General features: G+C 74.3%; 21 protein-coding genes and 1 tRNA gene. 12 read left to right on the forward strand and 10 right to left on the reverse strand.

The genetic code is table 11. The annotated features are described in order from the left end of the window. Nucleotides 1-18: 18 nt before the first annotated feature. Nucleotides 19-432, reverse strand: coding sequence for a GNAT family N-acetyltransferase (locus AB0O53_RS21500; RefSeq protein ID WP_350995264.1), 414 nt, complete (start codon nucleotides 430-432; stop codon nucleotides 19-21). 153 nt (nucleotides 433-585) lie between these two features. Here AB0O53_RS21500 and AB0O53_RS21505 point away from each other — a divergent pair, with 153 nt between their 5' ends. Beyond that, complete coding sequence (locus AB0O53_RS21505; protein WP_365197494.1) at nucleotides 586-1,359, forward strand: alpha/beta fold hydrolase; 774 nt, start codon at nucleotides 586-588, stop codon at nucleotides 1,357-1,359. 24 nt (nucleotides 1,360-1,383) lie between these two features. On the opposite strand, the gene AB0O53_RS21510 is transcribed toward AB0O53_RS21505, so the two are convergent. Together AB0O53_RS21510 and AB0O53_RS21515 are read right to left on the reverse strand one after the other, a co-directional pair. Then, the gene (locus AB0O53_RS21510; RefSeq protein WP_365197497.1) at nucleotides 1,384-2,283 is read right to left on the reverse strand and encodes an oxidoreductase; all 900 of its coding nucleotides are present in this window, start codon (nucleotides 2,281-2,283) and stop codon (nucleotides 1,384-1,386) included. Between the two features lie 228 nt (nucleotides 2,284-2,511). Beyond that, nucleotides 2,512-2,994 carry a hypothetical protein gene (locus AB0O53_RS21515; RefSeq protein ID WP_350995270.1) on the reverse strand — a complete coding sequence of 161 codons (483 nt, stop codon included), beginning with the start codon at nucleotides 2,992-2,994 and terminating at the stop codon, nucleotides 2,512-2,514. Between the two features lie 187 nt (nucleotides 2,995-3,181). Between AB0O53_RS21515 and AB0O53_RS21520 the strand changes: the two genes are divergently transcribed. After that, a complete protein-coding gene (locus tag AB0O53_RS21520) occupies nucleotides 3,182-3,646 on the forward strand; it encodes a phospholipase (protein WP_365197500.1) in 465 nt (154 codons plus the stop codon). Here AB0O53_RS21520 and AB0O53_RS21525 read toward each other — a convergent pair. The 3 genes from AB0O53_RS21525 to AB0O53_RS21535 form a co-directional block, all read right to left on the reverse strand. Then, nucleotides 3,613-4,773: a sulfite oxidase gene (locus AB0O53_RS21525; protein ID WP_365197503.1), complete on the reverse strand. Its 1,161-nt coding sequence runs from the start codon at nucleotides 4,771-4,773 to the stop codon at nucleotides 3,613-3,615. The two genes, AB0O53_RS21520 and AB0O53_RS21525, sit on opposite strands and share 34 nt — an antisense overlap. A gap of 61 nt (nucleotides 4,774-4,834) precedes the next feature. Beyond that, nucleotides 4,835-6,115, reverse strand: coding sequence for a phosphoribosyltransferase family protein (locus AB0O53_RS21530; RefSeq protein WP_365197506.1), 1,281 nt, complete (start codon nucleotides 6,113-6,115; stop codon nucleotides 4,835-4,837). Nucleotides 6,116-6,493: 378 nt separating this feature from the next. Then, nucleotides 6,494-6,566, reverse strand: a tRNA-Arg gene (locus AB0O53_RS21535). Nucleotides 6,567-6,898: 332 nt separating this feature from the next. Between AB0O53_RS21535 and AB0O53_RS21540 the strand changes: the two genes are divergently transcribed. The 9 genes from AB0O53_RS21540 to AB0O53_RS21580 all read left to right on the forward strand — a co-directional run bounded on the left by AB0O53_RS21540 (nucleotide 6,899) and on the right by AB0O53_RS21580 (nucleotide 17,231). Next, nucleotides 6,899-8,524 carry a dynamin family protein gene (locus AB0O53_RS21540; protein WP_365197508.1) on the forward strand — a complete coding sequence of 542 codons (1,626 nt, stop codon included), beginning with the start codon at nucleotides 6,899-6,901 and terminating at the stop codon, nucleotides 8,522-8,524. A gap of 4 nt (nucleotides 8,525-8,528) precedes the next feature. Next, complete coding sequence (locus tag AB0O53_RS21545) at nucleotides 8,529-10,385, forward strand: GTPase (RefSeq protein ID WP_350995280.1); 1,857 nt, start codon at nucleotides 8,529-8,531, stop codon at nucleotides 10,383-10,385. A gap of 100 nt (nucleotides 10,386-10,485) precedes the next feature. Further along, a complete protein-coding gene (locus AB0O53_RS21550) occupies nucleotides 10,486-10,893 on the forward strand; it encodes a single-stranded DNA-binding protein (protein ID WP_350995282.1) in 408 nt (135 codons plus the stop codon). Nucleotides 10,894-10,961: 68 nt separating this feature from the next. Continuing rightward, complete coding sequence (locus AB0O53_RS21555) at nucleotides 10,962-12,263, forward strand: thioester domain-containing protein (RefSeq protein WP_350995284.1); 1,302 nt, start codon at nucleotides 10,962-10,964, stop codon at nucleotides 12,261-12,263. Between the two features lie 131 nt (nucleotides 12,264-12,394). Further along, nucleotides 12,395-13,873 (forward strand): bifunctional phosphatase PAP2/diacylglycerol kinase family protein, encoded by a 1,479-nt coding sequence (locus AB0O53_RS21560; RefSeq protein WP_350995286.1) that lies wholly within the window; start codon nucleotides 12,395-12,397, stop codon nucleotides 13,871-13,873. A gap of 144 nt (nucleotides 13,874-14,017) precedes the next feature. Beyond that, nucleotides 14,018-14,245 (forward strand): hypothetical protein, encoded by a 228-nt coding sequence (locus AB0O53_RS21565; protein ID WP_350995288.1) that lies wholly within the window; start codon nucleotides 14,018-14,020, stop codon nucleotides 14,243-14,245. Nucleotides 14,246-14,387: 142 nt separating this feature from the next. Further along, a complete protein-coding gene (gene ettA / locus AB0O53_RS21570; RefSeq protein ID WP_078906349.1) occupies nucleotides 14,388-16,052 on the forward strand; it encodes an energy-dependent translational throttle protein EttA in 1,665 nt (554 codons plus the stop codon). A gap of 22 nt (nucleotides 16,053-16,074) precedes the next feature. Continuing rightward, nucleotides 16,075-16,524, forward strand: coding sequence for an acyl-CoA thioesterase (locus AB0O53_RS21575; protein WP_350995291.1), 450 nt, complete (start codon nucleotides 16,075-16,077; stop codon nucleotides 16,522-16,524). After that, on the forward strand, nucleotides 16,521-17,231 hold the full coding sequence (locus AB0O53_RS21580; protein ID WP_350995293.1) for a DUF8010 domain-containing protein: 711 nt from the start codon (nucleotides 16,521-16,523) through the stop codon (nucleotides 17,229-17,231). The genes AB0O53_RS21575 and AB0O53_RS21580 overlap by 4 nt, the downstream gene beginning before the upstream one ends. 92 nt (nucleotides 17,232-17,323) lie before the next feature. On the opposite strand, the gene AB0O53_RS21585 is transcribed toward AB0O53_RS21580, so the two are convergent. Continuing rightward, nucleotides 17,324-17,728, reverse strand: a complete 405-nt coding sequence (locus AB0O53_RS21585; RefSeq protein ID WP_266501086.1) for a globin — start codon at nucleotides 17,726-17,728, stop codon at nucleotides 17,324-17,326. A gap of 83 nt (nucleotides 17,729-17,811) precedes the next feature. On the opposite strand from AB0O53_RS21585, the gene AB0O53_RS21590 reads away from it, so the two are divergent. Beyond that, entirely contained in the window at nucleotides 17,812-18,810 is a 999-nt protein-coding gene (locus tag AB0O53_RS21590; protein ID WP_350995295.1) for a methyltransferase domain-containing protein, read from the forward strand. Here AB0O53_RS21590 and AB0O53_RS21595 read toward each other — a convergent pair whose 3' ends face one another. The 3 genes from AB0O53_RS21595 to AB0O53_RS21605 are packed head-to-tail and all read right to left on the reverse strand — an operon-like array spanning nucleotide 18,811 to nucleotide 22,725. Further along, nucleotides 18,811-19,821 carry an FHA domain-containing protein gene (locus AB0O53_RS21595; RefSeq protein ID WP_350995297.1) on the reverse strand — a complete coding sequence of 337 codons (1,011 nt, stop codon included), beginning with the start codon at nucleotides 19,819-19,821 and terminating at the stop codon, nucleotides 18,811-18,813. 45 nt (nucleotides 19,822-19,866) lie between these two features. Further along, the gene (locus AB0O53_RS21600; RefSeq protein ID WP_350995299.1) at nucleotides 19,867-21,192 is read right to left on the reverse strand and encodes a VWA domain-containing protein; all 1,326 of its coding nucleotides are present in this window, start codon (nucleotides 21,190-21,192) and stop codon (nucleotides 19,867-19,869) included. A 33-nt stretch (nucleotides 21,193-21,225) separates the two neighbouring features. Beyond that, nucleotides 21,226-22,725, reverse strand: coding sequence for a PP2C family protein-serine/threonine phosphatase (locus AB0O53_RS21605; RefSeq protein ID WP_434094439.1), 1,500 nt, complete (start codon nucleotides 22,723-22,725; stop codon nucleotides 21,226-21,228). Between the last annotated feature and the right edge of the window lie 73 nt (nucleotides 22,726-22,798).

Genomic DNA, 22,798 nt, shown 5'->3' on the forward strand with positions numbered 1-22,798 from the left:
GACACGCCGCCGCCGGGGCTACCGGGCGAGGGGCCAGCCGCGCATCGCGAACACGCCCTCGTCGCGGGCGCCGGCGGCGTCGTAAGTGGCCAGCGCGGCCTCGTTGTCGGTGTCGACGCCCACCCACATGCCGTAGCAGCCGCGTTCCCTCGCCTCGTCCGCGAGGGCACGGGTCAGGGCGCGGCCGATGCCGCGGCGCCGGTACCCCTCGTCCACGGAGAGCTCGTACAGGCACATCTCGGTGCCCTTGTCGGGGTGGACCATCTCGATGCCGGAGACCATCCCGGCGGGCACGCCGTCGACGTACGCGATGAGCATCAGGTGCCCGGGGGCGGTCAGGAAGCGCTCGGACCATTCCTGGCGGGCGGGCCCGTCGAAGAGGGATTCGGCGGCCGAGAGCTCGGCGGGTGTGAAGGCCCGGCGGATGTCCATGGCGGTCACGATAGTGCGCGCGGCGCCGGCGGCGGGGCGAAGCCGGGCACGGCGTGGCGGGCGCGCGGAAACTCCCGGCCGGGCGGACGCGACGCCGACCAACCTGTCCCGGTCGTGGAGGACTTGGGGGCTTGAGGGCCGAGGGGGAGCGCCGTGAGGAATGCCGTGGTCACGCCGGGGGGCGACCGGATCCGCTGGGTGGAGCTTCCGGGCGGGGGCCCGGCCCGGGTGTACGTGCACGGCCTGGGGGCCACCTCGCCCGCCTACTTCGCGGCGAGCGCCGCGCACCCGCTGCTGGCGGGCCGGCGTTCCCTGCTGGTCGACCTGCTGGGCCACGGACACAGCGACCGGCCCGAGGACTTCGGCTACACCCTCGAAGAGCACGCCGACGCACTGGCGGCCGCCCTCGACGAGGCCGGAGCGGAGGGCGCCGAGCTGATCGCCCACAGCATGGGCGGAGCCGTGGCCATCGTGCTGGCCGACCGCCACCCGCGCCTGGTGTCCCGGCTGGTGCTCGTCGACGCCAACCTGGATCCCGTGCAGCCCCGTCCCGTCGCCCCCGGCAGCAGCGGGATCGCCGCCTACACCGAGGAGGAGTTCCTCGCCGGCGGCTGGGCCGAGGTCCGCGACAGGGCGGGCGCGCACTGGTGGTCCACGATGCGGCTGGCCGGCCGTACCGCCCTGTACCGCAGCGCCGTCCACCTCGCCGCGGGCACCAACCCCACCATGCGCGAGGTGCTGCTGGGGCTGGAGATCCCGCGCACCTTCCTGCTGCCCGAGGCGGACGCCCCGCTCCCGGGCGCCGATGCCCTCCGTGCCGCGGGCGTCGCGGTGGTGTCCGTCCCCGACTGCGGGCACAACATCATGCTGGACAACCCGGAAGCCTTCGCCCGGGCCACCGCCGCGGCCCTGGGCGCGACCCTCTAGGCGACGTCCTCCAGGCCCCGCCCGCTAGGGAATGGCTTCCAGCAGCTCCATGTCCTCGGGCGACAGCCGCAGCGCGCCGGCGGCGATGTTCTGCGCCAGGTGAGCGGGGTTCGAGGTGCCGGGGATGGCCAGGACGTTCGGCCCGCGGTGCAGCGTCCAGGCCAGCCGGACCTGCGCGGGTTCCGCACCGTGCGCGCGGGCGACCGCGAGCAGCGCTTCGTCGTGGGCGTCGTCCGCGGGAGCCTCGCGCCGGTGCCCCGAGATCGCGAAGAACGGCACGAAGGCGATGCCCTGCCGACGGCAGCTGTCCATCAGGCCGCTGGCGTCGGCACGCCGCTCTCCCAGACCGTACGGATTCTGCACGCAGACCACGGGTGCGATGGCCTGTGCCTCGGCGAGCTGGCCGGGCGTGACGCAGGACAGGCCCAGGTGGCGGATGAGCCCGGCCTGCCGGAGTTCGGCCAGCGCGCCGAAGTGCTCCGCGAGCGACACGACGCCGTTCAGGCGCAGGTTGACGACATCGAGGTGGTCCCGGCCGAGCTGACGCAGATTCTCCTCGACCTGTCCGCGCAGCTGCCCGGGCTCGGCCATCCCCAGCCATGCACCCGAGGGGTCCCGGCCCGGTCCGACCTTCGTGACGATGACCAGGTCGTCGGGGTACGGCGCCAGGGCCCGGTTGATGAGCTCGTTGGCGGAGCGCAGCGGCGAGAAGTAGAACGAGGCGGTGTCGATGTGGTTCACCCCGCGGTCGACCGCGCTCCGCAGGATCCCGACGGCGACCCCCCGGTCGATCGGGGCGCCGTCGGAGTTGCCGCCCATCCCGTTGCCGGTCAGCCTCATCGTGCCGAACCCGAGGCGGTTCACCTCCAGATCCCCGAGCTTCCAGGTGCCCGCCGTCGCTGCCGCGACCGTCCCAGATCCCATCGTGTCCCGCTTCCGTTCCCGTGGTCGTCGTACCGGCAGCCGCGACCGGCCGGAGCCGCCGCCGTGCTCCGGGAGTATGGGACGGGAGGGGAGCCGGTGAGAAGGCGTACCGGGGTGGCGAAACGTCACACCCGGAACGGGAACTCGGCTCCGGTGAACAGCCGTTGGACCTTGTGCAAGGGCTCGCGGGTGAACCGGCCGCGAGTGGCCCGTGGGGCCGCGGGCCCGCTAGCCCTGGGCGTGCGGGGAAGGGGTGCCGTCGGTCCAGGCGTAGACCCGCTTGCCGCGCACCGCGACCTGGTACTGGTGGAAGTCCCGGCACTCGGGCCGCACTTCGGCCCGCACGGCCCGAGGCCACCACTTGGCGTGCAGGTCCGGCGTCCCCTGCCGCTTCGGGGCGCCCGCCGTGCACTGCGGGCCGTCGAGCGGGGTCTTGCCGAGGTCGAACCGTATGAGCCGGTCGTGGCCGGTGGTGCGGACCCGTATGCGGACGTCGGTGGCGTCCTTGGGTATCCAGGACGGCAGGGCGAAGGGTGCTTCCGTGCGCGTCGGCGCATCGGCGGCGGTCGCGAAGCGCTTGCCCTTCTCCTTGAACACCTTGTGGTCGATGGTGTCCGTCACGGGATTGGGCGGCAGGTTGGGCAGGGCGAAGGCGGCGGTGGCGAGGACTCCCACGGTGGCGGCGGCGATGACGAGCGGGCGGCGGTTCATGCCTTCAAGTCTCGGCCGGGAACGCCTCCTCGCGCGTCCCTCCTCAGAACGAACCGCGCCTTGGCCGAAGGTCGCACACGGCGTCATACCTGGGAGGGTCACCGGTCAGGGCTGGGCGACGCCCAGTAACCGGGCGGCGTCCGGCCCCGTTGGCGGGATGACCGTCCGCCCGGCCCCGAGGACCCCCATGCGCCGTCGCCGCCTCCTCCCCGCACTCGCCACCGCCACGGCCACCGCCGTGCTCGCCCTCGCGCCCACCGCCTGGGCGGCGCCCGAGGTCCCGGTCGACAAGCCGCAGGTGCTGAGCCGCTGGACGCAGCCCAGCGCCGCGAGCTACGCGGCCTGGGCCGACGCGCGCGAGCACCGCGCCGCCTGGGCCGCGTACGCCTTCGACTGGTCGACGGACCAGTGCACCACCTCCCCGGACAACCCCTTCGGCTTCCCCTTCGCGGCGGCCTGCGCCCGCCACGACTTCGGCTACCGCAACCACCGTGCGGCGGGTCTGTTTCCGGCTGCCAAGGCCCGGCTCGACGAGGCCTTCCACGCGGACCTGAAGCGGGTGTGCGCCCGCTACTCGGGCAACCGCAAGCGCTCGTGCGACGGCACCGCGTGGACGTACTACCAGGCGGTCAGGCTGCTGGGCATTTCCTGAGGAGCCGCGACACAGAGCACCGGGACCCGCTGGACCAGGTTGTTGCCGAAGCCGCCGCGGTTCCACGGCTGTTCGAGGGGCTGGGTACGCCCGACGGCGTCCGTGGCGCGGACGGTGAGCGTGTGGCGGCCCGGTACGGCCGTCCACAGGCAGCTCCAGGCCTGCCAGGCCCATGGATGCGGATCCGGGGCCGCCAGTTCGGCCCGCGCCCAGGTCAGGCCGTCGTCGGCGCTCACCTCCACCCGGGCGACGCCACCGCGGCCGGACCAGGCCCGCCCCCGCAGCCGTACGGGACCGGGGTGCACGACGCGGGTGCGCGACATGAAGTCGGGGAAGCCCGGCGGGGCCATCAGGGCGCGCGGCGCGATCCGGGTGACCGGCTCGCCCGGATCGTCCGGCTCGTCGGCGGACCACCGGAAGCGGTAGGCCACGGACTGCTGGAAGCCGGTGAACGGCGCGTCGACGAGGGTGATCTCACGCAGCCATTTGACGTGTGCCATGCCGTACCAGCCGGGCACGACCAGCCGCAGCGGGTACCCGTGCTGCGGCGGCAGGGGCAGGCCGTTCATGGCGTAGGCGATCAGTACCCCCGAGTCGTCCGAGGCGGCGTACGGCAGCGGCAGGCTGCGCCGGTAGTCCTGCTCGACCCCGCGCTCCACACCGTGGTCGGCCCCGGTGAACACGGCCTCGACCGCATCGGGCCGCACCCCCGCCCGGTCCAGTACGAGGCCCAGCGGGACCCCGGTCCAGTCGGCGGTGCCCACCGCCTCGACCAGCCACGGCTGGCTGACCGGCCGGGGTGACAGCAGGGCCCGGCCGTTGCCCGCGCACTCCATGGTGACCCGGTGGGTGACGGCGGGCAGCGCGCGCAGGGCGTCGAGGTCCAGCGAGAGCGGCGTGCCGACGCGGCCGTCCACGGTCAGCCGCCAGCCGTCCGCGTCGGCGGCGGGGATGTCGTAGTGGATCAGGACGTAGTGCAGCCCGGGCGGTGTGACCTCGTAGCGCAGGGCTTCCAGCGGGAGCCCGTGGTTGCGGGCGGCGAGCGCCAACTCCTCCTGGCCGATGCCCTCACCGGCCGGGGCGATGCGCGCCGGGGCGCTCACATCCCGCGCGGACGCCTGGTCCATCTCCCCATGGTCGCGCGCCCCGCGCCGCGCGGCACGTCGTCGCCCGCCGCGGGCCTCCGCCTCACAGGTGCCGGGCGAACCAGGCGCGGGCCAGGGCGGAGACCTGCTCCAGGGCGCCGGGCTCCTCGAAGAGGTGCGTGGCGCCCGGGACGACCTCCAGCCGGTTCGCGCAGCGCAGCTCCCGCTGCGCCGCGCGGTTGAGGTCGAGCACGGTGGTGTCGCTGCCGCCGACGACGAGCAGCGTGGGCGCCCGTACGGCGGCCAGCCGGGGCCCGGCGAGGTCGGGCCGGCCGCCGCGGGAGACGACCGCGCCGATGTCGGCGTCGGCGGCGGACGCGGCCCACAGCGCGGCCGCGGCCCCGGTGCTCGCCCCGAAGTAGCCGATCGGGAGGGACGCGCGGCGGCGCATCCAGCCGGTGGCGTCCGCGAGCCGTCCGGCCAGGGTCCCGATGTCGAAGACCTTGGCCCGGTCGGCCTCCTCGGCGGGCGTCAGCAGGTCGAAGAGCAGGGTGCCCAGCCCCGCCCCGTTCAGGTCCGCCGCGACCGTCCGGTTGCGCGGGCTGCGGCGGCTGCTGCCGGAGCCGTGGGCGAACATCACGACGGCCCCGGCCCCCTCGGGCAGGGCCAGGTCCCCGGCCAGGGCGAGGCCGCCGGCGTCGACCTCGACCTCGACCGTGACGGGCCGGGGCGCCGGCCGGCGCGCGGTGCCGGCCGCCGCCCGCGCCAGCAGGGTGACGACCTCCTCGTCGGGGGTCTGGGAGAAGTTCCGGTACCACTCGCCGACGGCCCGGAAGGTGCGCGGTGCGGAGAGGCACACGACCTCGTCGGTCTCGCCGCGCAGCCGGGCGACCGCGTCGGGCGCCGCCACCGGGACGGCCAGCACCACCCGGGCCGCGCCCTGGGCCCGTACGACCCGGCACGCGGCGGCGGCCGTGGCGCCGGTGGCGATCCCGTCGTCCACGACGATCACCGTCCGGCCGTCGAGCGGCACCCGGGGCCGGTCGCCGCGGAACCTGCGGGCCTGCCGGGCGAGCTCCGCCCCCTCGGCGCGCTCGACGGCCGCCAGGTCCTGCGGCGTGACGCGGCTGCTGCTGACGATGTCCTCGCTGATGACCCGCACGCCGCCCTCGCCGATCGCGCCGAAGCCGAGTTCGCGGTGGTGCGGGACGCCGAGTTTGCGGACCATGATCACGTCGAGCGGGGCGCCGAGGGCCCGCGCCACGGGGAAGGCCACCGGGACGCCGCCGCGGGGCAAGCCCAGGACGACGGGACGTTCCCCCTCCAGATGGCGGACGGCTTCGGCGAGCCGCTCTCCGGCGTCCGCGCGGTCGGTGAAGAGCACGGGGGTTCACCCCCAACCCGGGGAGACGAAAGCACGCGCACTGCTCTTCCGACGCAACCCCACGCGGGTGCTCGCCGCAAGTCGGGGAAGCCGGCGGACCCGGGCGCCGACGGACCCGGGCGCACCGAAGAGGAGCGACACCTTCCGGTGAACGCTTCGCCGAACGGCGATTTTCGGTCGATCTGTGTCCCGGTCCGGGCGAGTTCGGCCCGCGCGACCGTGGCGACGGGTGCCGCGCAGCACCCTCTCGGCGCGTCCGGAGCAAGCCCGAACCCCGGCGCCGCCCCCGCCCGTACCCGCCCCGCAAAGCCGCACCCACCGCTGCGACCTGCACGAAAGCCCTCCGCGGAGGGAGGGCTTCGGGTGATGAAGAATGTGTGCCCCCGGCAGGACTCGAACCTGCGGCCAAGTGCTTAGAAGGCACCTGCTCTATCCACTGAGCTACGGGGGCCGGAAGGTGGCCCTGGTGGGCCTGGAGCCCCTGGTGGGGGTGGGACTTCGGTCCGTGCCGGGTCAAGGATAGGGCTCCGGTTGCCTTGTCCCGGTTGCTTCACTCGCGTGCCACGATGTGGAGGTTCGGTGAAGCGGTCCCGATAATCGCAGGCAGGTGCGATTCTCGCATCGCTTTTGCGCCGCGGCGCCCTGGGTGTTGTGCACTCGTTATGCCTGCGCCCCACTCGTCCGTCGTGCCCAGAATGTCCCACTGAAGTCGCGGTCGGCGCGCAGGGGGCGTATAAGCTTCAAAAATGGTCCTAAATTGGGCATTCTTCGCATGTGGTGACCTTGGATGTTCGGCCTCAGCTGCTCGATGCCCTGTCCGCCCTGCGCGACCGGGTCGCGTCCGTACGTCTGCCGTTGCCCCTGCCCGGCGCCCCACGGGCCCGTCAGACCAGATCCGAGCTGCTGGCGCAGCTCGACGACTACCTCGTACCGCGCCTGAAGGCGCCCGAGGCGCCCCTGCTCGCCGTCGTCGGCGGGTCCACCGGGGCCGGTAAGTCCACCCTCGTCAACTCCCTCGTGGGGCGCCAGGTCAGCGAAGCCGGCGTGCTGCGCCCGACCACCCGCACACCGGTGCTCGTCTGCCACCCCGACGACCACCACTGGTTCGCCGGGATGCGCGTACTGCCCGACCTCATGCGGGTCTGGGTGCCGCACGAGGACGACGACGCGCCCCCCAGAGCCGCCCCCCGGCGCCCGGGCCGCGGCCACACCGGAGCCCAGGGCGGCCACGAGACCCGCGAGATGCGGATCGAGACCGTCACCAGCCTGCCGCGCGGCCTGGCCATCCTCGACGCCCCCGACATCGACTCCCTCGTGGTCGACAACCGGACACTCGCCGCCGAACTCATCTGCGCCGCCGACGTCTGGGTGATGGTCACCACCGCCTCGCGGTACGCCGACGCCGTCCCCTGGCACCTCCTGCGCACCGCCAAGCAGTACAAGGCCACCCTCATCACCGTCCTGGACCGGGTGCCGCACCAGGTGCTCGCCGAGGTCTCCCGCCAGTACGGGGCCCTGCTCACCAAGGCCGGACTGGGCGACGTACCGCGCTTCACCGTCCCCGAACTGCCCGAGTCGACCGGCGGCGGCGGACTGCTGCCCGCCAGCGCCGTCGCCCCGCTGTTCGCCTGGCTCGCCCACCACGCGCAGGACCCGGCCGCGCGCCAGTACGCCGTCGGGCGCACCGCACTCGGCGCGCTGGACTCCCTGGGGCGCAGGATGCCCGAACTCGCCTCCGCCGTCGCCGCCCAGCACGCTGCCGCCGTACGGCTGACCTCGGCCGTCGAGGACGCGTACCGGCGCGAGGGCAAGCGGGTCAGGGGCCGCCTCGACCGCGGCGCCGTACTGGCCGGCGACGCGCTCACCCGGTGGCGCGGCTACCCCCTCGACACCAGCGCCGACGAACTGCTGGACTCCCTCGCCGAGTCCCTCGCCGCCCTCCTGCAGTGCGCCGTCGCCGCCGCCGACGAGCGGATCGCCGAGGTCTGGCGGCGCGAACCGGCCTCCGGCGCGCTGACCCTGCCCACGCCCGACCGGGAGGCTGGGGAGCGCATCGGCATGGCCGTGCGCCGCTGGCGGCGCGTGCTGGAGGAACTCGTCGAGGAGGAGGTGGCCCGGCTCGACAAGCAGCCCGCACCCGACGCCGAGGCCGTCGCGGCCCTGCTCGCCGCCGCGCTGCTCGGCGGCAAACGAGCCCGGCCCGCCGGGGAGAAGCTCGCCGAGCGGATCGGCGCCCAGGCCGCACTGCGGCTGCGCGACAAGGGCGGGGAGCTGGTCGGCGACCACCTCGACGAGGTGCTGCGCGGCGAACGCGACCGCCGCCTCGCCCCGTTGGAAGCACTCGAAGTGACCCCGGAACCGCAGGCCGAACTGATCGCCGCGCTGTCCGTACTGCAGAAGGAGAGGTGACGCCGTGACCGCCCTGACCGACCGCACCGACGACCGCTGGGACGACGGGTTCATCGCGCGTTCCCGTCCCCGCCCCGTCGAAGCGGGCGAGGGGGACGCCGCCGACGCGGGCGACGAGGGCGACGAAGCGCTCGTACGGGCCGTGTCCGGCACCGTCTCCGGCGCCGGCAGCGACGGAGGCAAGTCGTCGGCGCCCCCGCTCAGCCCCGAGGCGCAGGCCCTGCGCCAGCGCCTCGACGCGCTGCGCCAGCTGGTCGGGCTCTCCCGGACCCGGCTCGACGGCAAGACCCTCGCCGAGGCCGGTCGGGTACTGGACGAGGCCGCCGCACGCCGCGGGCTCTCACCCCAGCACACGGTCGTCGCGATCGCCGGGGCCACCGGAAGCGGCAAGTCCACGCTCTTCAATTCACTCGCCGGGGTGCAGATCTCCGAGACCGGACTGCGCCGCCCGACCACCGCCGCACCCATCGCGTGCAGCTGGTCGGACGGGGCCGCCGGGCTGCTGGACCGGCTGGAGATCCCCGGGCGGCTGAGGCGCCGGCCCCGCGAGACCTCCGAGGCCGAGACCCTGCGGGGGATGGTCCTCGTGGACCTCCCGGACCTGGACTCGGCGCTCGGCGTGCACCGCGAGCACGTGGACCGCGTACTGGCCCTCGTCGACGCCGTGGTGTGGGTCGTGGACCCGGAGAAGTACGCCGACGCCGTGCTGCACGAGCGGTACCTGCGGCCGCTGGCCGGACACGCCGAGGTGACCTTCGTCGTGCTCAACCAGGTGGACCGGCTGCCCGGCGAGGCCGCCGACCTCGTCCTGGACGACCTGCGCCGGCTGCTCGACGAGGACGGCATCGCGCTCGGCGAGCACGGCGAGCCCGGCGCCACCGTCCTCGGGCTGTCCGCGCTGACCGGCGAGGGCGTCGGGGAGCTGCGCGAACTCCTCGGGCAGTTCACCCAGGAGAAGGGCGCCGCGACCCGGCGGATCTCGGCGGACGTGGACCGCGCGGCCGTCCGGCTGCGGCCGCTCTACGTCGCCGACGGGCATCCCGGACCCGAGATCGGGGAGGCGGTGCGCGCCGAGTTCGAGGACCGGCTCGCCGAGGCGGTCGGGGCCTGCGCGGCCGGACTCGCGGCCGAGCGGGCCTGGCGGCGCAACGCGGGCAAGGCGTGCGGGACCCCGTGGCTGCGGCTGTGGCGCTGGTACGAGAACCGGCGCGCGCCGCGCACGCTGGCGGGCCTGGCCGCGCTGGCGGCGATCGGCGGCCGGGGCCAGACGGTCGCCCCGGCGCCGGCCGAGGAGGAGGTGACCGCGCGTCAGCGGGTGGAGCAGGCCGTACGGGCCGTCGCCGACGAGGCGGTCGCGGGCCTGCCCGAGCCGTGGGCGCAGGCCGTCCGGGAGACGGCGGTGCGCGGCGCCGACCGGCTGCCGGAGGCCCTGGACGAGATCGCGCTGACCCTCGGGCCCGCCGCCGCGGCGCCGAACGCCAAGCCGCCGCGGCCCGCGTGGTGGCCGGTGGCGGTGCTGGCGCAGGCGGCCATGACGCTGCTGCAGATCTTCGGCGGACTGTGGCTCGTCGGGCAGATCGTCGGGGTCCTGGAGCCGAAGCTGATGCCGCCGGTGCTGCTGATGGTGGCGGGCATCATCGGCGGGCCCCTCGTGGAATGGGCCTGCTCCATCGCGGCCCGGGGCCCCGCGCGGCGGTACGGGCAGGACGCGGAGCGCAGGCTGCGGCAGGCGGCGGCCGGGTGCGGACGGGCCCGGGTGCTGGAACCGGTGGCGGCGGAGCTGCTGCGCTACCGGGAGGTGCGGGAGCAGTACGCGACGGTCGCCGCAGGGGGGAGCCGGTTGTCCACAACCCGCCAGTAGTCCACACGCCGCAGCGGGGGACCGGCCGCCGGACGCAGCATGGGTCCTAGCCCGTACGGATGGTCCGTGCGGGCCGGTACGACGGGGGAGGGCGGCCGGGATGTACGACACCCAGGTGACGCTGGTGGGACATGTGGCCACGCAGGTCGACTACAAGGAGACGGTGAACGGTCCGTCGGCGCGGTTCCGTTTCGCGGTGACGCCCCGGTACTTCGACCGGCGCAAGGACGCCTGGACGGACGGGACCACCAGCTTCTACACCGTGTGGGCGCGGCGCACCCTCGCGGTGAACCTCGCCGGTTCCGTATCCGTGGGCGAACCGCTGGTGGTGCACGGGCGGCTGCGCGTGCGGGACGACCCGCCCGACGGGGAGGGCAACCGGCGGTTCGGCGCGGAGATCGACGCGACCGCAATCGGCCATGACCTGAACCGCGGCACGGCGGCCTTCAGGCGAGTGGTGAGAACCGATCATCAGCTGATGGACACTCAAAAGGCAGCGGTGGGTTGAGTGTTCGAGGCGGTTAGGATTCCCCGGTACTCACGGGCACCTGGGTCTTTGGCCCGAAGGGGAAGACTGTGTCGATTGCCGTTCCCGCATCCTCCGCTCCTGCTGCTGCTCCTGTCCCTGCTGCTCCCGCTCCTGTTCCCGCTGCTCCCGTACCCGCCGTTGCGTCATCCGCTCCGGCCCCGCTCGAACCCGCCGCGACGGTACGGGGCTCCGCGCGCCGCCCGCTCGCGGCCGCCCTGCTGGCCGCGGCCCTCGCCGCCGCGCCCGGCGCCCGGGCCGCCGCCGACTCCGGCCCTGTGGTGCCCCGGGCCCCGGAGGGCGCGAGCGCCGTGCTGGACGGGCTGAAGACCTTCGGCCAGGCGGTCCTCCACGGCGGCGACGGTTCGGTGCGGCACATCCCCGCCGGGCTGTACGAGATGCGGGTCGACGGTGGCGGGATGCTCCAGACGTACGGGGTCGGGGTGGCGGGCAACGCCCAGCCGCAGGCCCGGTACACGGAGAGCGGCTGGAGCGGCAGCCCGCTGGCGGGCAACGGGCAGGCAGGCCGGATCCGCTGGGTGCTGGAGCACTCCTACCCGCAGCTGAACGACCTGGCCGGGCTGGCCAAGGCGGCCGGGGCCGTGTCGCTCACCGCGGAGAGCGCGGCGGCCGGGACCCAGGTGGCGATCTGGCGGCTCGCGGACGGCGTGCGGGTCGAGGCGGCGGACCCGTCCGCGGAGAAGCTCGCCGACTACCTCCAGCGGGCGGCGGGACAGATGGCGGAACCGCCCGCCTCGCTGGGGCTCGACCCCGGCGACGTCTCGGGGCCGGTGGGTACCCGGCTCGGCCCGGTGACCGTGCGCACCGGGGCGCGCAGTGTGTCGGTCGTCCCGGACGCGGCGGCCGTCGCCATGGGGGTGCGCGTGGTGGACGCCGACGGGCAGCCGCTGACCACGGCCGTCAACGGGAGCCGGATCTACTTCGAGGTGCCCCCGGGCACCCCCGACGGGACGGCGTCGGTCACCGTCCAGGGGGCGACCAGAGTGCCGGTCGGCCGCGTCTTCACCAGTGGCGTTCCCGCCCAGGCGCAGATCGTGGCCGGCTCCAGCGAGTCCGCGGCCGCCGCCACGGCGCGGGCCGCCTGGCAGCCGTCCGCGCCGCCCGAGGCCGGTGCGACCCCGGTCGCGGACGCGGAATCCGGCTCGGCGGCGGTCGCCCTGGGTGCGCAGTCCGCGGCGCTCGCCACGACCTCACCGGACGAGGAACGGCTGGCGACCAGCGGCAGCTCGGCCGCCACGCCCGTCATCGCCTCCCTCGCGGTGGGCCTGGTCGTACTGGGCGGCCTGGTCGTCCTCCTGCTGCGCAAGCGCCCGCTCGATGAGGAGCAGTAGGAGCAAGCGGCAGCAGGAGCGGCACGAGAAGCGGCAGATGGAGCGGTGGGACGAGCGGTGGGAAGAGAAGGAGGGGGCCGGCATGGAGCATCGGGCCGGTTCCGGCACGGGATCCGGGGTAGAGGCAGGAAATGGTTGATCAAGAACTGACCTGGACCGGCGCCTTCGCGCGGTGGGACCGCCGGCTCTTCGACGCCGTGGCCCGCAGGCACTGGCCCGGCGCCGACCGGGTGCTGCCGCGCCTGGGGCGGGCCGCCAACCACGGCGTGCTGTGGGGAGGGGCCGCCGCGGCCATCGCCGTCTTCGGATCGGCCGGGGCGCGCAAGGCGGCCCTGCGCGGGGCGGCCTCGCTCGCGCTGGCCTCCTCGACCATCAACACCATCGGCAAGTGGTCCGTACGCCGCCCCCGGCCCCTGCTGGAGGGCGTGCCCGTGGCGCGGCAGCTGGCCGTGCAGCCGCAGACGACCTCCTTCCCGTCCGGGCACTCGGCGTCCGCCTTCGCCTTCACCGCCGGCCTGGCGCTGGAAGCCCCCGCCCTGGGCGCCGCCCTCGCGCCGGTCGCCGCGTCGGTGGCCTTCTCCCGCGTCTACACCGGTGTGCACTACCCCTCCGACGTGGTCGCGGGCGCGGCACTGGGCGTCGCCGCCGCGTTCGTCGTACGCCGGCTCGCGCGGGACGTGAAGGAGGCCCGGGCCGTACCGGGCGACGAGCCGAGGGCCGTCGGGGTGCCCGCGCTGCCCGACGGGGCCGGGCTGACGGTGGTGGTCAACACCGGGTCGGGCACGGCCGCGGCCGTGCGCGACGTCCTGCGCGCCCGCCTCCCCAAGGCCGAAGTGGTCGAGTGCGAGGGCGCCGAGCTGCTGCCCGCGCTGGCGGACGCCGCCTCGCGCGCCACCGTCCTCGGGGTGTGCGGCGGCGACGGCACCGTAAACGCGGCCGCCACCGCCGCCCTGCGGGCCGGGATGCCCCTGGCCGTCTTCCCCGGCGGCACCCTCAACCACTTCTCCCTCGACCTCGGTCTCCTCGGACCCGAGAGCACCTGCGAGGCCCTGGAACACGGGGAGGCCGTGCGCATCGGCGTGGGCCGCTTCTCCCCGGGCCCCGGCCCGGACGGCGAGCCCGGCTACTTCCTGAACAACTTCAGCATCGGCGCCTACCCGGAGCTGCTGCGCCACCGGCTGCGCTGGGGCCCCCGCATCGGCGGCGGCCCGGCCGCGCTGCTGGCGGCCTGGAAGGTCCTGCGCGCCGAGCGGCCCGTACGGCTGAGCCTGGCCGGGCGGCCCCGCAGCGTCTGGCTGCTCTTCGCCGGCAACGGCACCTACCACGGCACCGGACCCACCCCCGGCCGCCGCGACAGCGTCGGCGAGGGCCTGCTGGACCTGCGGGTCGTCTACGGCGGCGGGCGGCCCGGCCCCCGGCTGCTGGCCGCCGCGTTCGCGGGCCCGCTGAGCCGCTCCCCGGTCCACGCGGCCACCCACCTGCGCAGCCTGCGGGTCGCGGCCGTCCCGAAGGGCACCCCGCTCGCCTACGACGGCGAATACGCCAAGGCGCCGGGCGAGCTGGTCCTCGACACCCTCCCGGGAGCCCTCACGGTCTACCGACCCCTCTGACCGCCGTACCGGTCGTCCGCCGCACCGGACGGCCGGTACACCGGTGTTCCCGGCGGGCGACCGACCGCACTGCATCCTTCGGCCTACGGCGTTCTCGGTCCTGTGGAGGACGATTGCGCGGCGGCGCCGCGAGAGGGTTGATCCGTGAGGACAACCATCGGATACACCATCGAGAGCATCGGCTACGTCGTAGGGGCCCAGGGAGCCGTCACCTTCGCCTCGCGGACCTTCTTCGGCGCGGAGTGGGGGTGGGTGCCCAAGATCGTCGACCTTCCGTCCGCCGCCTACCTCGGCATCCTCGCCGTGGGGCTGGCGCTCGTCGCCGTCGGCGTGAACACGCGCAAGGCGCCCGCGCGCCGGGACACCGCCTGACCGGACCCGCCCGCGGGCCGACCGGACCCGCCCGCGGGCCCACCCCAGCTCAGGGGCTCTGACCTACCCATTCGCCCGCGGGTATGGACGTACGGCAAGATGGGGTGTATCTGCCCACCATCGATCTGCCGGACGGTTTCTCTTGGCTGAGTTCATCTACACCATGCGCAAGACGCGCAAGGCACACGGCGACAAGGTGATCCTTGACGACGTCTTCCTGAACTTCCTGCCCGGCGCGAAGATCGGTGTGGTGGGTCCGAACGGTGCCGGTAAGTCCACCGTTCTGAAGATCATGGCGGGCATCGAGCAGCCGTCCAACGGCGACGCCTTCCTCTCGCCCGGCTACACCGTCGGCATCCTCATGCAGGAGCCGAAGCTCGACGAGTCCAAGACGGTCCTGGAGAACGTCGAGGACGGCGTCGGCCCGATCAAGCAGAAGCTCAACCGGTTCAACGCGATCGCCGAGGAAATGGCGACGAACTACACCGACGAGCTCATGGAGGAGATGGGCAAGCTCCAGGACGACCTGGACCACGCCAACGCGTGGGACCTCGACGCCCAGCTGGAGCAGGCCATGGACGCCCTGGGCTGCCCGCCCGGCGACTGGCCCGTCACCAACCTCTCCGGTGGTGAGAAGCGCCGCGTGGCCCTCTGCAAGCTGCTGCTGGAGGCCCCCGACCTGCTGCTCCTCGACGAGCCCACCAACCACCTCGACGCCGAGTCCGTGAACTGGCTGGAGCAGCACCTGGCCCAGTACAAGGGCGCCGTCGTGGCCGTCACCCACGACCGCTACTTCCTCGACAACGTCGCCGAGTGGATCCTCGAGCTCGACCGCGGCCGCGCGCACCCCTACGAGGGCAACTACTCCACCTACCTGGAGAAGAAGGCCGAGCGCCTCAAGGTCGAGGGCAAGAAGGACGAGAAGCGCGCCAAGCGCCTCAAGGAAGAGCTGGAGTGGGTCCGCTCCAACGCCAAGGGCCGCCAGGCCAAGTCCAAGGCCCGCCTCGCCCGCTACGAGGAGATGGCGGCCGAGGCCGACAAGATGCGCAAGCTGGACTTCGAGGAGATCCAGATCCCGCCGGGCCCGCGTCTGGGCTCGATCGTGGTCGAGGTCAACAACCTCTCCAAGGCGTTCGGTGACAAGGTCCTCATCGACGACCTGTCCTTCACGCTGCCGCGCAACGGCATCGTCGGCATCATCGGCCCGAACGGCGCCGGCAAGACCACGCTCTTCAAGATGATCCAGGGCCTGGAGAAGCCGGACTCCGGCGAGATCAAGGTCGGCGAGACCGTCAAGATCTCCTACGTCGACCAGGGCCGCGCCAACATCGACCCCAAGAAGACCCTCTGGGCGGTCGTGTCGGACGAGCTGGACTACATCAACGTCGGCAACGTCGAGATGCCGTCCCGCGCCTACGTCAGCGCCTTCGGCTTCAAGGGGCCGGACCAGCAGAAGCCGGCCGGTGTGCTCTCCGGTGGTGAGCGCAACCGCCTGAACCTCGCGCTGACCCTCAAGCAGGGCGGCAACCTGCTGCTCCTCGACGAGCCCACCAACGACCTCGACGTCGAGACCCTCGGCTCGCTCGAGAACGCGCTGCTGGAGTTCCCCGGTGCGGCCGTGGTCGTCTCCCACGACCGCTGGTTCCTGGACCGGGTGGCCACGCACATCCTCGCCTACGAGGGTGAGTCGAAGTGGTTCTGGTTCGAGGGCAACTTCGAGTCGTACGAGAAGAACAAGATCGAGCGGCTCGGCCCGGACGCCACCCGTCCGCACCGTGCCACCTACAAGAAGCTCACCCGAGGCTGAGGGGAGAGCTGAGGTCACGGCCATGGCCAGACACCAATACCGTTGCCCCCTGCGCTGGGCGGACATGGATGCCTTCGGGCACGTCAACAACGTCGTCTTCCTCCGCTACCTGGAGGAGGCGCGGATCGACTTCATGTTCCGCCTCGCGCCGGGGGAGGGCAGTGAGTCCTTCACGGGCGGATCCGTTGTGGCCCGCCACGAGATCGACTACAAGCTGCCCCTCGTGCACCGTCACGAGCCGGTCCTCATCGAGTCCTGGGTGACCCGGATAGGCGCCGCTTCCCTGACCATCCGCTACGAGGTCAAGGACGAGGCGACCGAGGACCGGCCGGAGACCGTCTACGTGCGCGCGGAGACCGTGGTCGTGCCCTACAACCTCGCCGCGGGCCGGCCCCGCCGCATCACGGCCGAGGAGAGGCACTTCCTGGAGGAGTACCTCGACGAGCCGCAGTCCGAGGCCATCGCGGCATGACCGAGCAGCTGCGCTTCGCCGATTCCGGGGAGGCGGCGGACCTCGCCGCCTTCCTGGGCCGGCTGGTGCACTACGACCGTGCCGCCGCCGTCCGCCTCCAGGCGGGCGGCGGCGCGCTCGGCGTGTTCGGACGGCCGCCCTCCTTCGAGGTCCTGGCCATCCGAACCGTGCGGCTCGCCGTCCCCGTGGCGACGCCGCTGGACGTGACCGTGTCCGCCGGAGAGCTCCTGGAATCCGTGGACGAGGCCTCGGCCGCGGCCACCGTGCCCGGGCCGGTCACCGGACCGCCCTGGACCGGGGTGCTCCCGCCCCGCGGCGGCTGGCGGCAGGTGCCGGGGCTGCCCGGACCCGAGGGGATCACGGCGGCCGTGGCGGCCTCCGTCGCCGAGTTCCGGGCCCGTGACGAGGCCCTGCCTGCACAGCACCGGACCCGGTCCGAGCGCGACCGCATCGGCCGCGAGATCTGGTCCCGCACCCTGGGCGACACCGAGCTCCCGCTGCGCGTCGCGCACGCCGCGCAGTCCCTGGGCTTCCTGCGGCCGGTACGGGCCGCCGTGGCCGCCTCCGCGTCCACCGCCGCCCCCGACCCGGTCGCGCTGCTCTCCTCCGGGAGCTGGCTGCGGCTGCGCACCCCGTACGGCTCCGTCGCCACCCGGCGTCCCGGTGCCACCGGCGGCCTCGGCGCCTTCCAGGTCCGCCCGGTCTGACCCGCGGGCCGCGCGGCCCGCGGCCCGCCGTCCTGCCGCGCCCTGTTCTGCCGCGCCGCGCCCCGTCCTTCCGCGCCCTGCCCCGTACGTCCCTAGCCCGCCGTGTTGATCATCGACGCTGCGGCGTACGTGAGGTACTTCCACAGCTGCGCCTCGTGCTCCGGCGCCAGGCCCAGCTCGTCCAGCGCCACCCGCATGTGCTTCAGCCAGGCGTCGTGGGCCGCCGAGTCCACCTGGAACGGCGCGTGCCGCATCCGCAGGCGCGGGTGGCCGCGGTGCTGGCTGTACGTGGTCGGACCGCCCCAGTACTGCATCAGGAACAGCGCGAACCGCTCCTCGGCCGGACCGAGATCCTCCTCCGGGTACATCGGGCGCAGCAGCGGGTCCTCCGCGACCCCTTGGTAGAAGCGCCGCACCAGGCGACGGAAGGTGTCCTCGCCGCCCACCTGCTCGTAGAAGGTCTGCTCCTGAAGGCCGCCCCGCGGAATCTCATTCACCCGACCATCGTCTCAGACGCCCGGTACCGCCCGGGGGCGCCTTCGCGCTCGCACGTCCGGGCCGGGCGCAGGACAGTGGAGGCATGGGCGCACACACCGCACGCACCGCAGGCACCGGGACGCGGGATCTGCGGGAGACCGCGCACGCCGCCCAGGTACGGGAGCTGGCGGCAGCCGGCGTACTGGACGACCCGCGCTGGCGGGCGGCGTTCGCGGCCGTCCCCCGGCACGTCTTCGTCCCCTACTTCTGGACCGAGCGCGGCGCCGGCCAGGAACGGCTCTGGGCCGAGGACCCCGATCCGCAGCTCCGGGCCCGCTGGCTGCGCGGCGTGTACGTCGACGCCCCGCTGGCGACCCGGCTGCGCGACGGCCGGCTGGTCTCCTCCAGCAGCCAGCCCTCCCTGATGGCGAAGATGCTGTCCGCCCTCGACGTGCGCGACGGCGACGACGTCCTGGAGATCGGCGCGGGCACCGGCTACAACGCGGCCCTGCTCTGCCACCGCCTCGGCGACGAGCACGTCACCACCGTGGACCTGGACGAGGAGATCACCGAGTCCGCGCGGGCCCACCTGGCCCGGCTCGGCCGCCACCCGACCGTGGTCACCGGCGACGGCGCCCGCGGCTGCCCCGCCCGGGCCCCCTTCGACCGGATCCTGGTGACCTGCACGCTCCCGCTGGTCCCGCACGCCTGGCTCGGGCAGTGCCGCCCGGGGGCGCGCATCCTGGCCCCGCTGTCGACCGGGCTGATCGCCCTCACGGTCCGGGACGCCGATTTCGCGGAGGGCCGCTTCCTGCACACGGCCGCCTACTTCGTGCCGTTGCGCGGGGCCACGGCCGTGCCGCCGCCCGACCGGATGGCGATGGTGCGCGGGCTCCCGTACGAGCTGGTGGAGAACGAGCGCTTCCAGTTCATGCTGGTGCTGACCGCCGGGGTGCTGACCCCCCGGGAGGCCCTGGACCTGTGGCGCAGCGAGGGCCGCCCGGCCCGTGAACGCTTCGGCGTCTCGGTCGGCCCGGACGGCCAGTGGTCGTGGCTGGACGATCCCCAGGGGCCCTACGTATGGCCCCTGGGGGAGGCGTGATCAGCCGCGCCGGATGGTGATGGTGGTCCAGGCGCCCACGTGGACGCGGTCGCCGTCGGCGAGCGGGACCGGGACGTAGGGCTGGATCGGGTCCTCGCCGCCGTTGATGGTGGTGCCGTTGGTGGAGTTCTGGTCCACCACGGCCCAGCTCATGTCGGGCTGCTGCACCAGCACCGCGTGCTGGTGGGAGACGCCCGGGTCCTCCGGGGGCACCGACAGGTCGATGTCGGGGGACTCGCCCGTGGAGGCGCGGCGGCGGCCGATGGTGATCTGGCCGCCGGACAGCGGGAGATGCTGCTCCGGGGAGTACGCGGGCAGGTTGAGCCCGGTCGCCTCGGGCCCGCTGCGCTGCATCATCGCCATGAAGTACGAGCGGTCGGGGCCGATCGTCGCGCTCCAGGACCCGCCCTGGGGCGGGAGGGGCTGGTACGGCGGCGTCTGGGGCTGCTGCCGGTACTCCTGCTGGTACTCGCGCTGGTGCTGCTGCGGGGGCTGCTGCTGGTACGGGGGCTGCGGGGCCTGCTGGTACGCCTGCGGCGGCTCGTGCGAGGGCGGGGACAGCAGCCAGTCGTCCTCGCGCTGCAGGGGCTCGGCCGGGCGGTTGACCCGGGACGGCCGCGAGCCCTGGTACTCGAAGTGGTCCTGCGCGTACGTGCCCGGCGCGGGTACGGGCGGCGGGGGCGGGCTGCCGGGGCGGGGCCCGCCCGGGGCGCCCGTGCCGTGCGCCGGCGGCGCCTGCGGAGCCGGGTCGGCGGCCGGCGGCGCGTACGAGGTCGCCGAACGGGTCAGGTAGTTGTACCGGCACTCCTCGCAGAACGGGGCCATGGCCTCGCGCGGGGTGCGGCACTGGGGGCAGAGCTCTGCCTGGGCGGTCGGTTCACCGGCGGTCGGGGGGAAGCCGTAGCCGTAGGAAGGCACCGCGGGGGGTCCCTCCTGGGCACCCATGCGGTGGCCGCAGACCTCGCACCAGTCGTCGGAGGCGGACTGGTGCCCGTTCGGGCAGGTCGGCATGGCGGCTCTTCCCCCTTCTTCTCCCTGCGTCATCGCGGGAGGCTCTCAGAACTTCTTCACTCGGACGGTCTGCGTCGAACGTGTTTCGAGAGTCATCTCGTCGGCGTCGGCAACCTTCGCTTTCAGCCGCACAGTACCTGCCACCGCGTCCACCACATCCACCACCTTCGACAGGAGTCGTGCTGTGTCGGCGTTCCCGGAGACGCTGGCCAGTTGTACGGCCCGTCCGAGTTTGGCCGTAGCACCATCGACATCGCCCATTTTGCGGGCTTCGAGGCCCTGCTGGATAGCCTGCGCCAGCTCCGCCTGCCCGGTGTAGTGGGCGACCTGCGGGTTGATGGCGGTGGACGCGGCCAGGTCGTTCGTCCACACCGCGCGCACCAGCCCCTGGGCCAGCGCGGCCTCGGGCTCACCTGCCGTCGCGGGCCGCACCAGCGTGGCGCGGGAGGCGAGCATCTCCTGGCCGACGGCCGCACCGGGGACGCGCACGCACACGTGGTACTCGCGGGACTCGTCGCCCCACGACCCGGTCGGGTAGTCGCCCGCGCGCGGGCCCGCTTCGGTACGGCGGTCGGTCAGGTCCTGGACGGTCGGCGCGACCTGCTTGACGTACTGGATCTCCACGCCGACCGGGGTCCACAGGCGCAGCGACACGTCCGCGACCTCCTTGCCCATGACGTTCTCCATCATGCGCGTGAAGTCCTCGGTGAGGTGCGCCGGATCGGCCACGATGTCGGCGGAGCCGAGCAGGGCGCTCGCGATGCCGGTGACCTCCTTCACCTCCCAGTCGGTGCCCACGCCACGGGCGTCGCAGGTGAAGCGGCCCGCGCAGGCGTCGAGGGTGGCGCGCAGGACGGCCGGCTCCTCGTGCTCGTTGCGCCCGTCGGTGAGCAGGATGCCGTGGCGGATGGCGGCGGTGGAGCCGCGCAGCAGGCCGTCGGCCAGGCGCAGCCAGGTGCCGATGGCGGTGCCGCCGCCGGCGCTGAGACCGCGCAGGGCCTCCTTGGCCTCGGCGCGGGTGGCCGGGTCGGCGACGGCGAGGCGTCCCTGGCCGGGATAGACCTCCTTGGCCACGTGCGTGCCGGCGATCACCGCGAAGGCGGTGCCGTCGCGCAGGGTGTCCACGGCGGCCGCCGTGGCCTCGCGGGCGCCGCGCATCTTCTCCGCCGGGTACTCCATGGAACCGGAGCAGTCGACCATGATCACGACGGCGGCGGTGCCGTCGGCGGGCTTCCCGCGGGTGACGCTGCCGCCGCCGGTGGCGGTGACGGTGACGATGGCGTGGACGTCCCGCCCGCCTTCGGGAAGGAACTCGTTCTGGTACACGTCCACGCTGAAGCGCGGTGCGCTCGGCTTGGCGAAATTCGCCATCGGCTGGACTCCTAGAGGGCTCGGGCAGGCGGGTCAGACCTGCGGGCGCGCTTCCACTTCCGGTTCCGGTGCTGCTGCCGGGCCGGGCTGCGGGGCCGCTCCCGGTTCCCGTTCGGGCTGCGTGGCGAACGGCACGAGGGCCACGGTGATGTTGTCGTGGCCGCCGCCGTCGAGGGCGTGTCCCACGAGCACCTGCGCGCTGTGCAGCGGGCGGACCGCGGCGTCGGCGGGCAGCACCTGGGCCATCTCCCGCGCGGACTCCGCGTAGTTCCACAGTCCGTCGGTGCAGACCACCACCACGCCGGGGTGGTCCGGCTTGAAGATCGCGGTGTGCGGTTCGAGTTCGTACGCGTCGGCGCCCAGCCAGCCGGTGATGGCGTGCGCGCGGACGTCCGCGTAGGCCTCGGCCTCGCCCATCAGGCCCGCGGCGACCATCTGGGCGGCCCACGAGTCGTCCTCGGTGAGGCGGCGGGGCAGCGCGGCACGGTCGTCGGGCACCCAGTAGGCGCGGCTGTCGCCCACCCAGCCGATGGTCAGCAGGCCGCCGCTGACGACGGCGCCGACCAGGGTGCAGGCGGGCGCGTTCTGCGCGCCGGGGACCTCGGGGGCCAGGGCGTTGACGGCCGCTGCGGCCGCCAGGATCGCCTCGTGCATGGCCTCCTGGGGGTGCGCGCCGCGGGGGAGGGCCTCCAACAGGGCCTCGTTGGCGGCGCCGGCCGCGGCGGCCGAGGCCTCGTCGGGGCGGCTCGCGGAGGAGACGCCGTCGCACACGATGGCCACGGTGGCGGCCGAACCGTCGGGCAGGGCCGTGGCCGACACGGCGAAGGAGTCCTCGTTGCGGTGGTGGCGCAGCCCCCGGTCGCTGACGGCCGCGACGCTGCCCAGTTCCTCCTCGACGTGGTCGCGCTCGCGGGGCTGCGCGTGCCCGCAGTGCTCGCAGTACCCGTCGGTGTCGACGTGCCCGGCCCGGCAGGCCACGCAGGTCTTCCCGCCGGGTGCGGCGCCGGCCGCGGCGCCGGACGGGGGTGCGCTGTCGTAGCCGTTCCCGTACGGGTTCTCCGCGCCCCAGGGCGCTGCCCCGGGAGGCGTGCCGGGGTCGCCGCCGGGGCGGTCGTGGCGGGTCTCGGGGCCGTCCGACGGGTCCTCGTGGCCCGGGCGGGCGGCGCCGGCCGCACCCCGGGGAGTGCCCTCGGGGGGCGTGCCGGTGCCGTACGGGTTCTCGTGGCCCGGGCCCGGGTACGCGGCTCCGGCCGGGCCCTGCCGAGGCTCCGGTTCCGGCTCCGGCTGATGCTGTGCCGGGGCGGCCCAGTCGGCCGGATCCCCCACCAGGGTCGGCGCGGCCGCGGCCACGCTGCCCCAGCCGGGGGCGGGTTCGCCGGCGCCGGGCGAGCCGTGCGCGCCGGCCGGGGCCGGGATGCCGTAGCCGCCCGCGGGCGCGGCCTGGGCCGGCGCGGCGACGGCGGCCGGGGGCGCGGGGGCGGCGGCCGGCGCCGGTGGCGCGGGTGGCGCCGGTGGCGCCGGTGGGATGGGCACGGTCGGGTGGTCCGTGGACGCGGCCGCGGGAGAAGGGGTCAGGGCATAGCCGCAGAGACCGCAGAAACGGTCA

The sequence above is a fragment of the Streptomyces erythrochromogenes genome (assembly GCF_040684695.1).
In the GTDB taxonomy this organism is placed as follows: Bacteria; Actinomycetota; Actinomycetes; order Streptomycetales; family Streptomycetaceae; genus Streptomyces; species Streptomyces erythrochromogenes_C.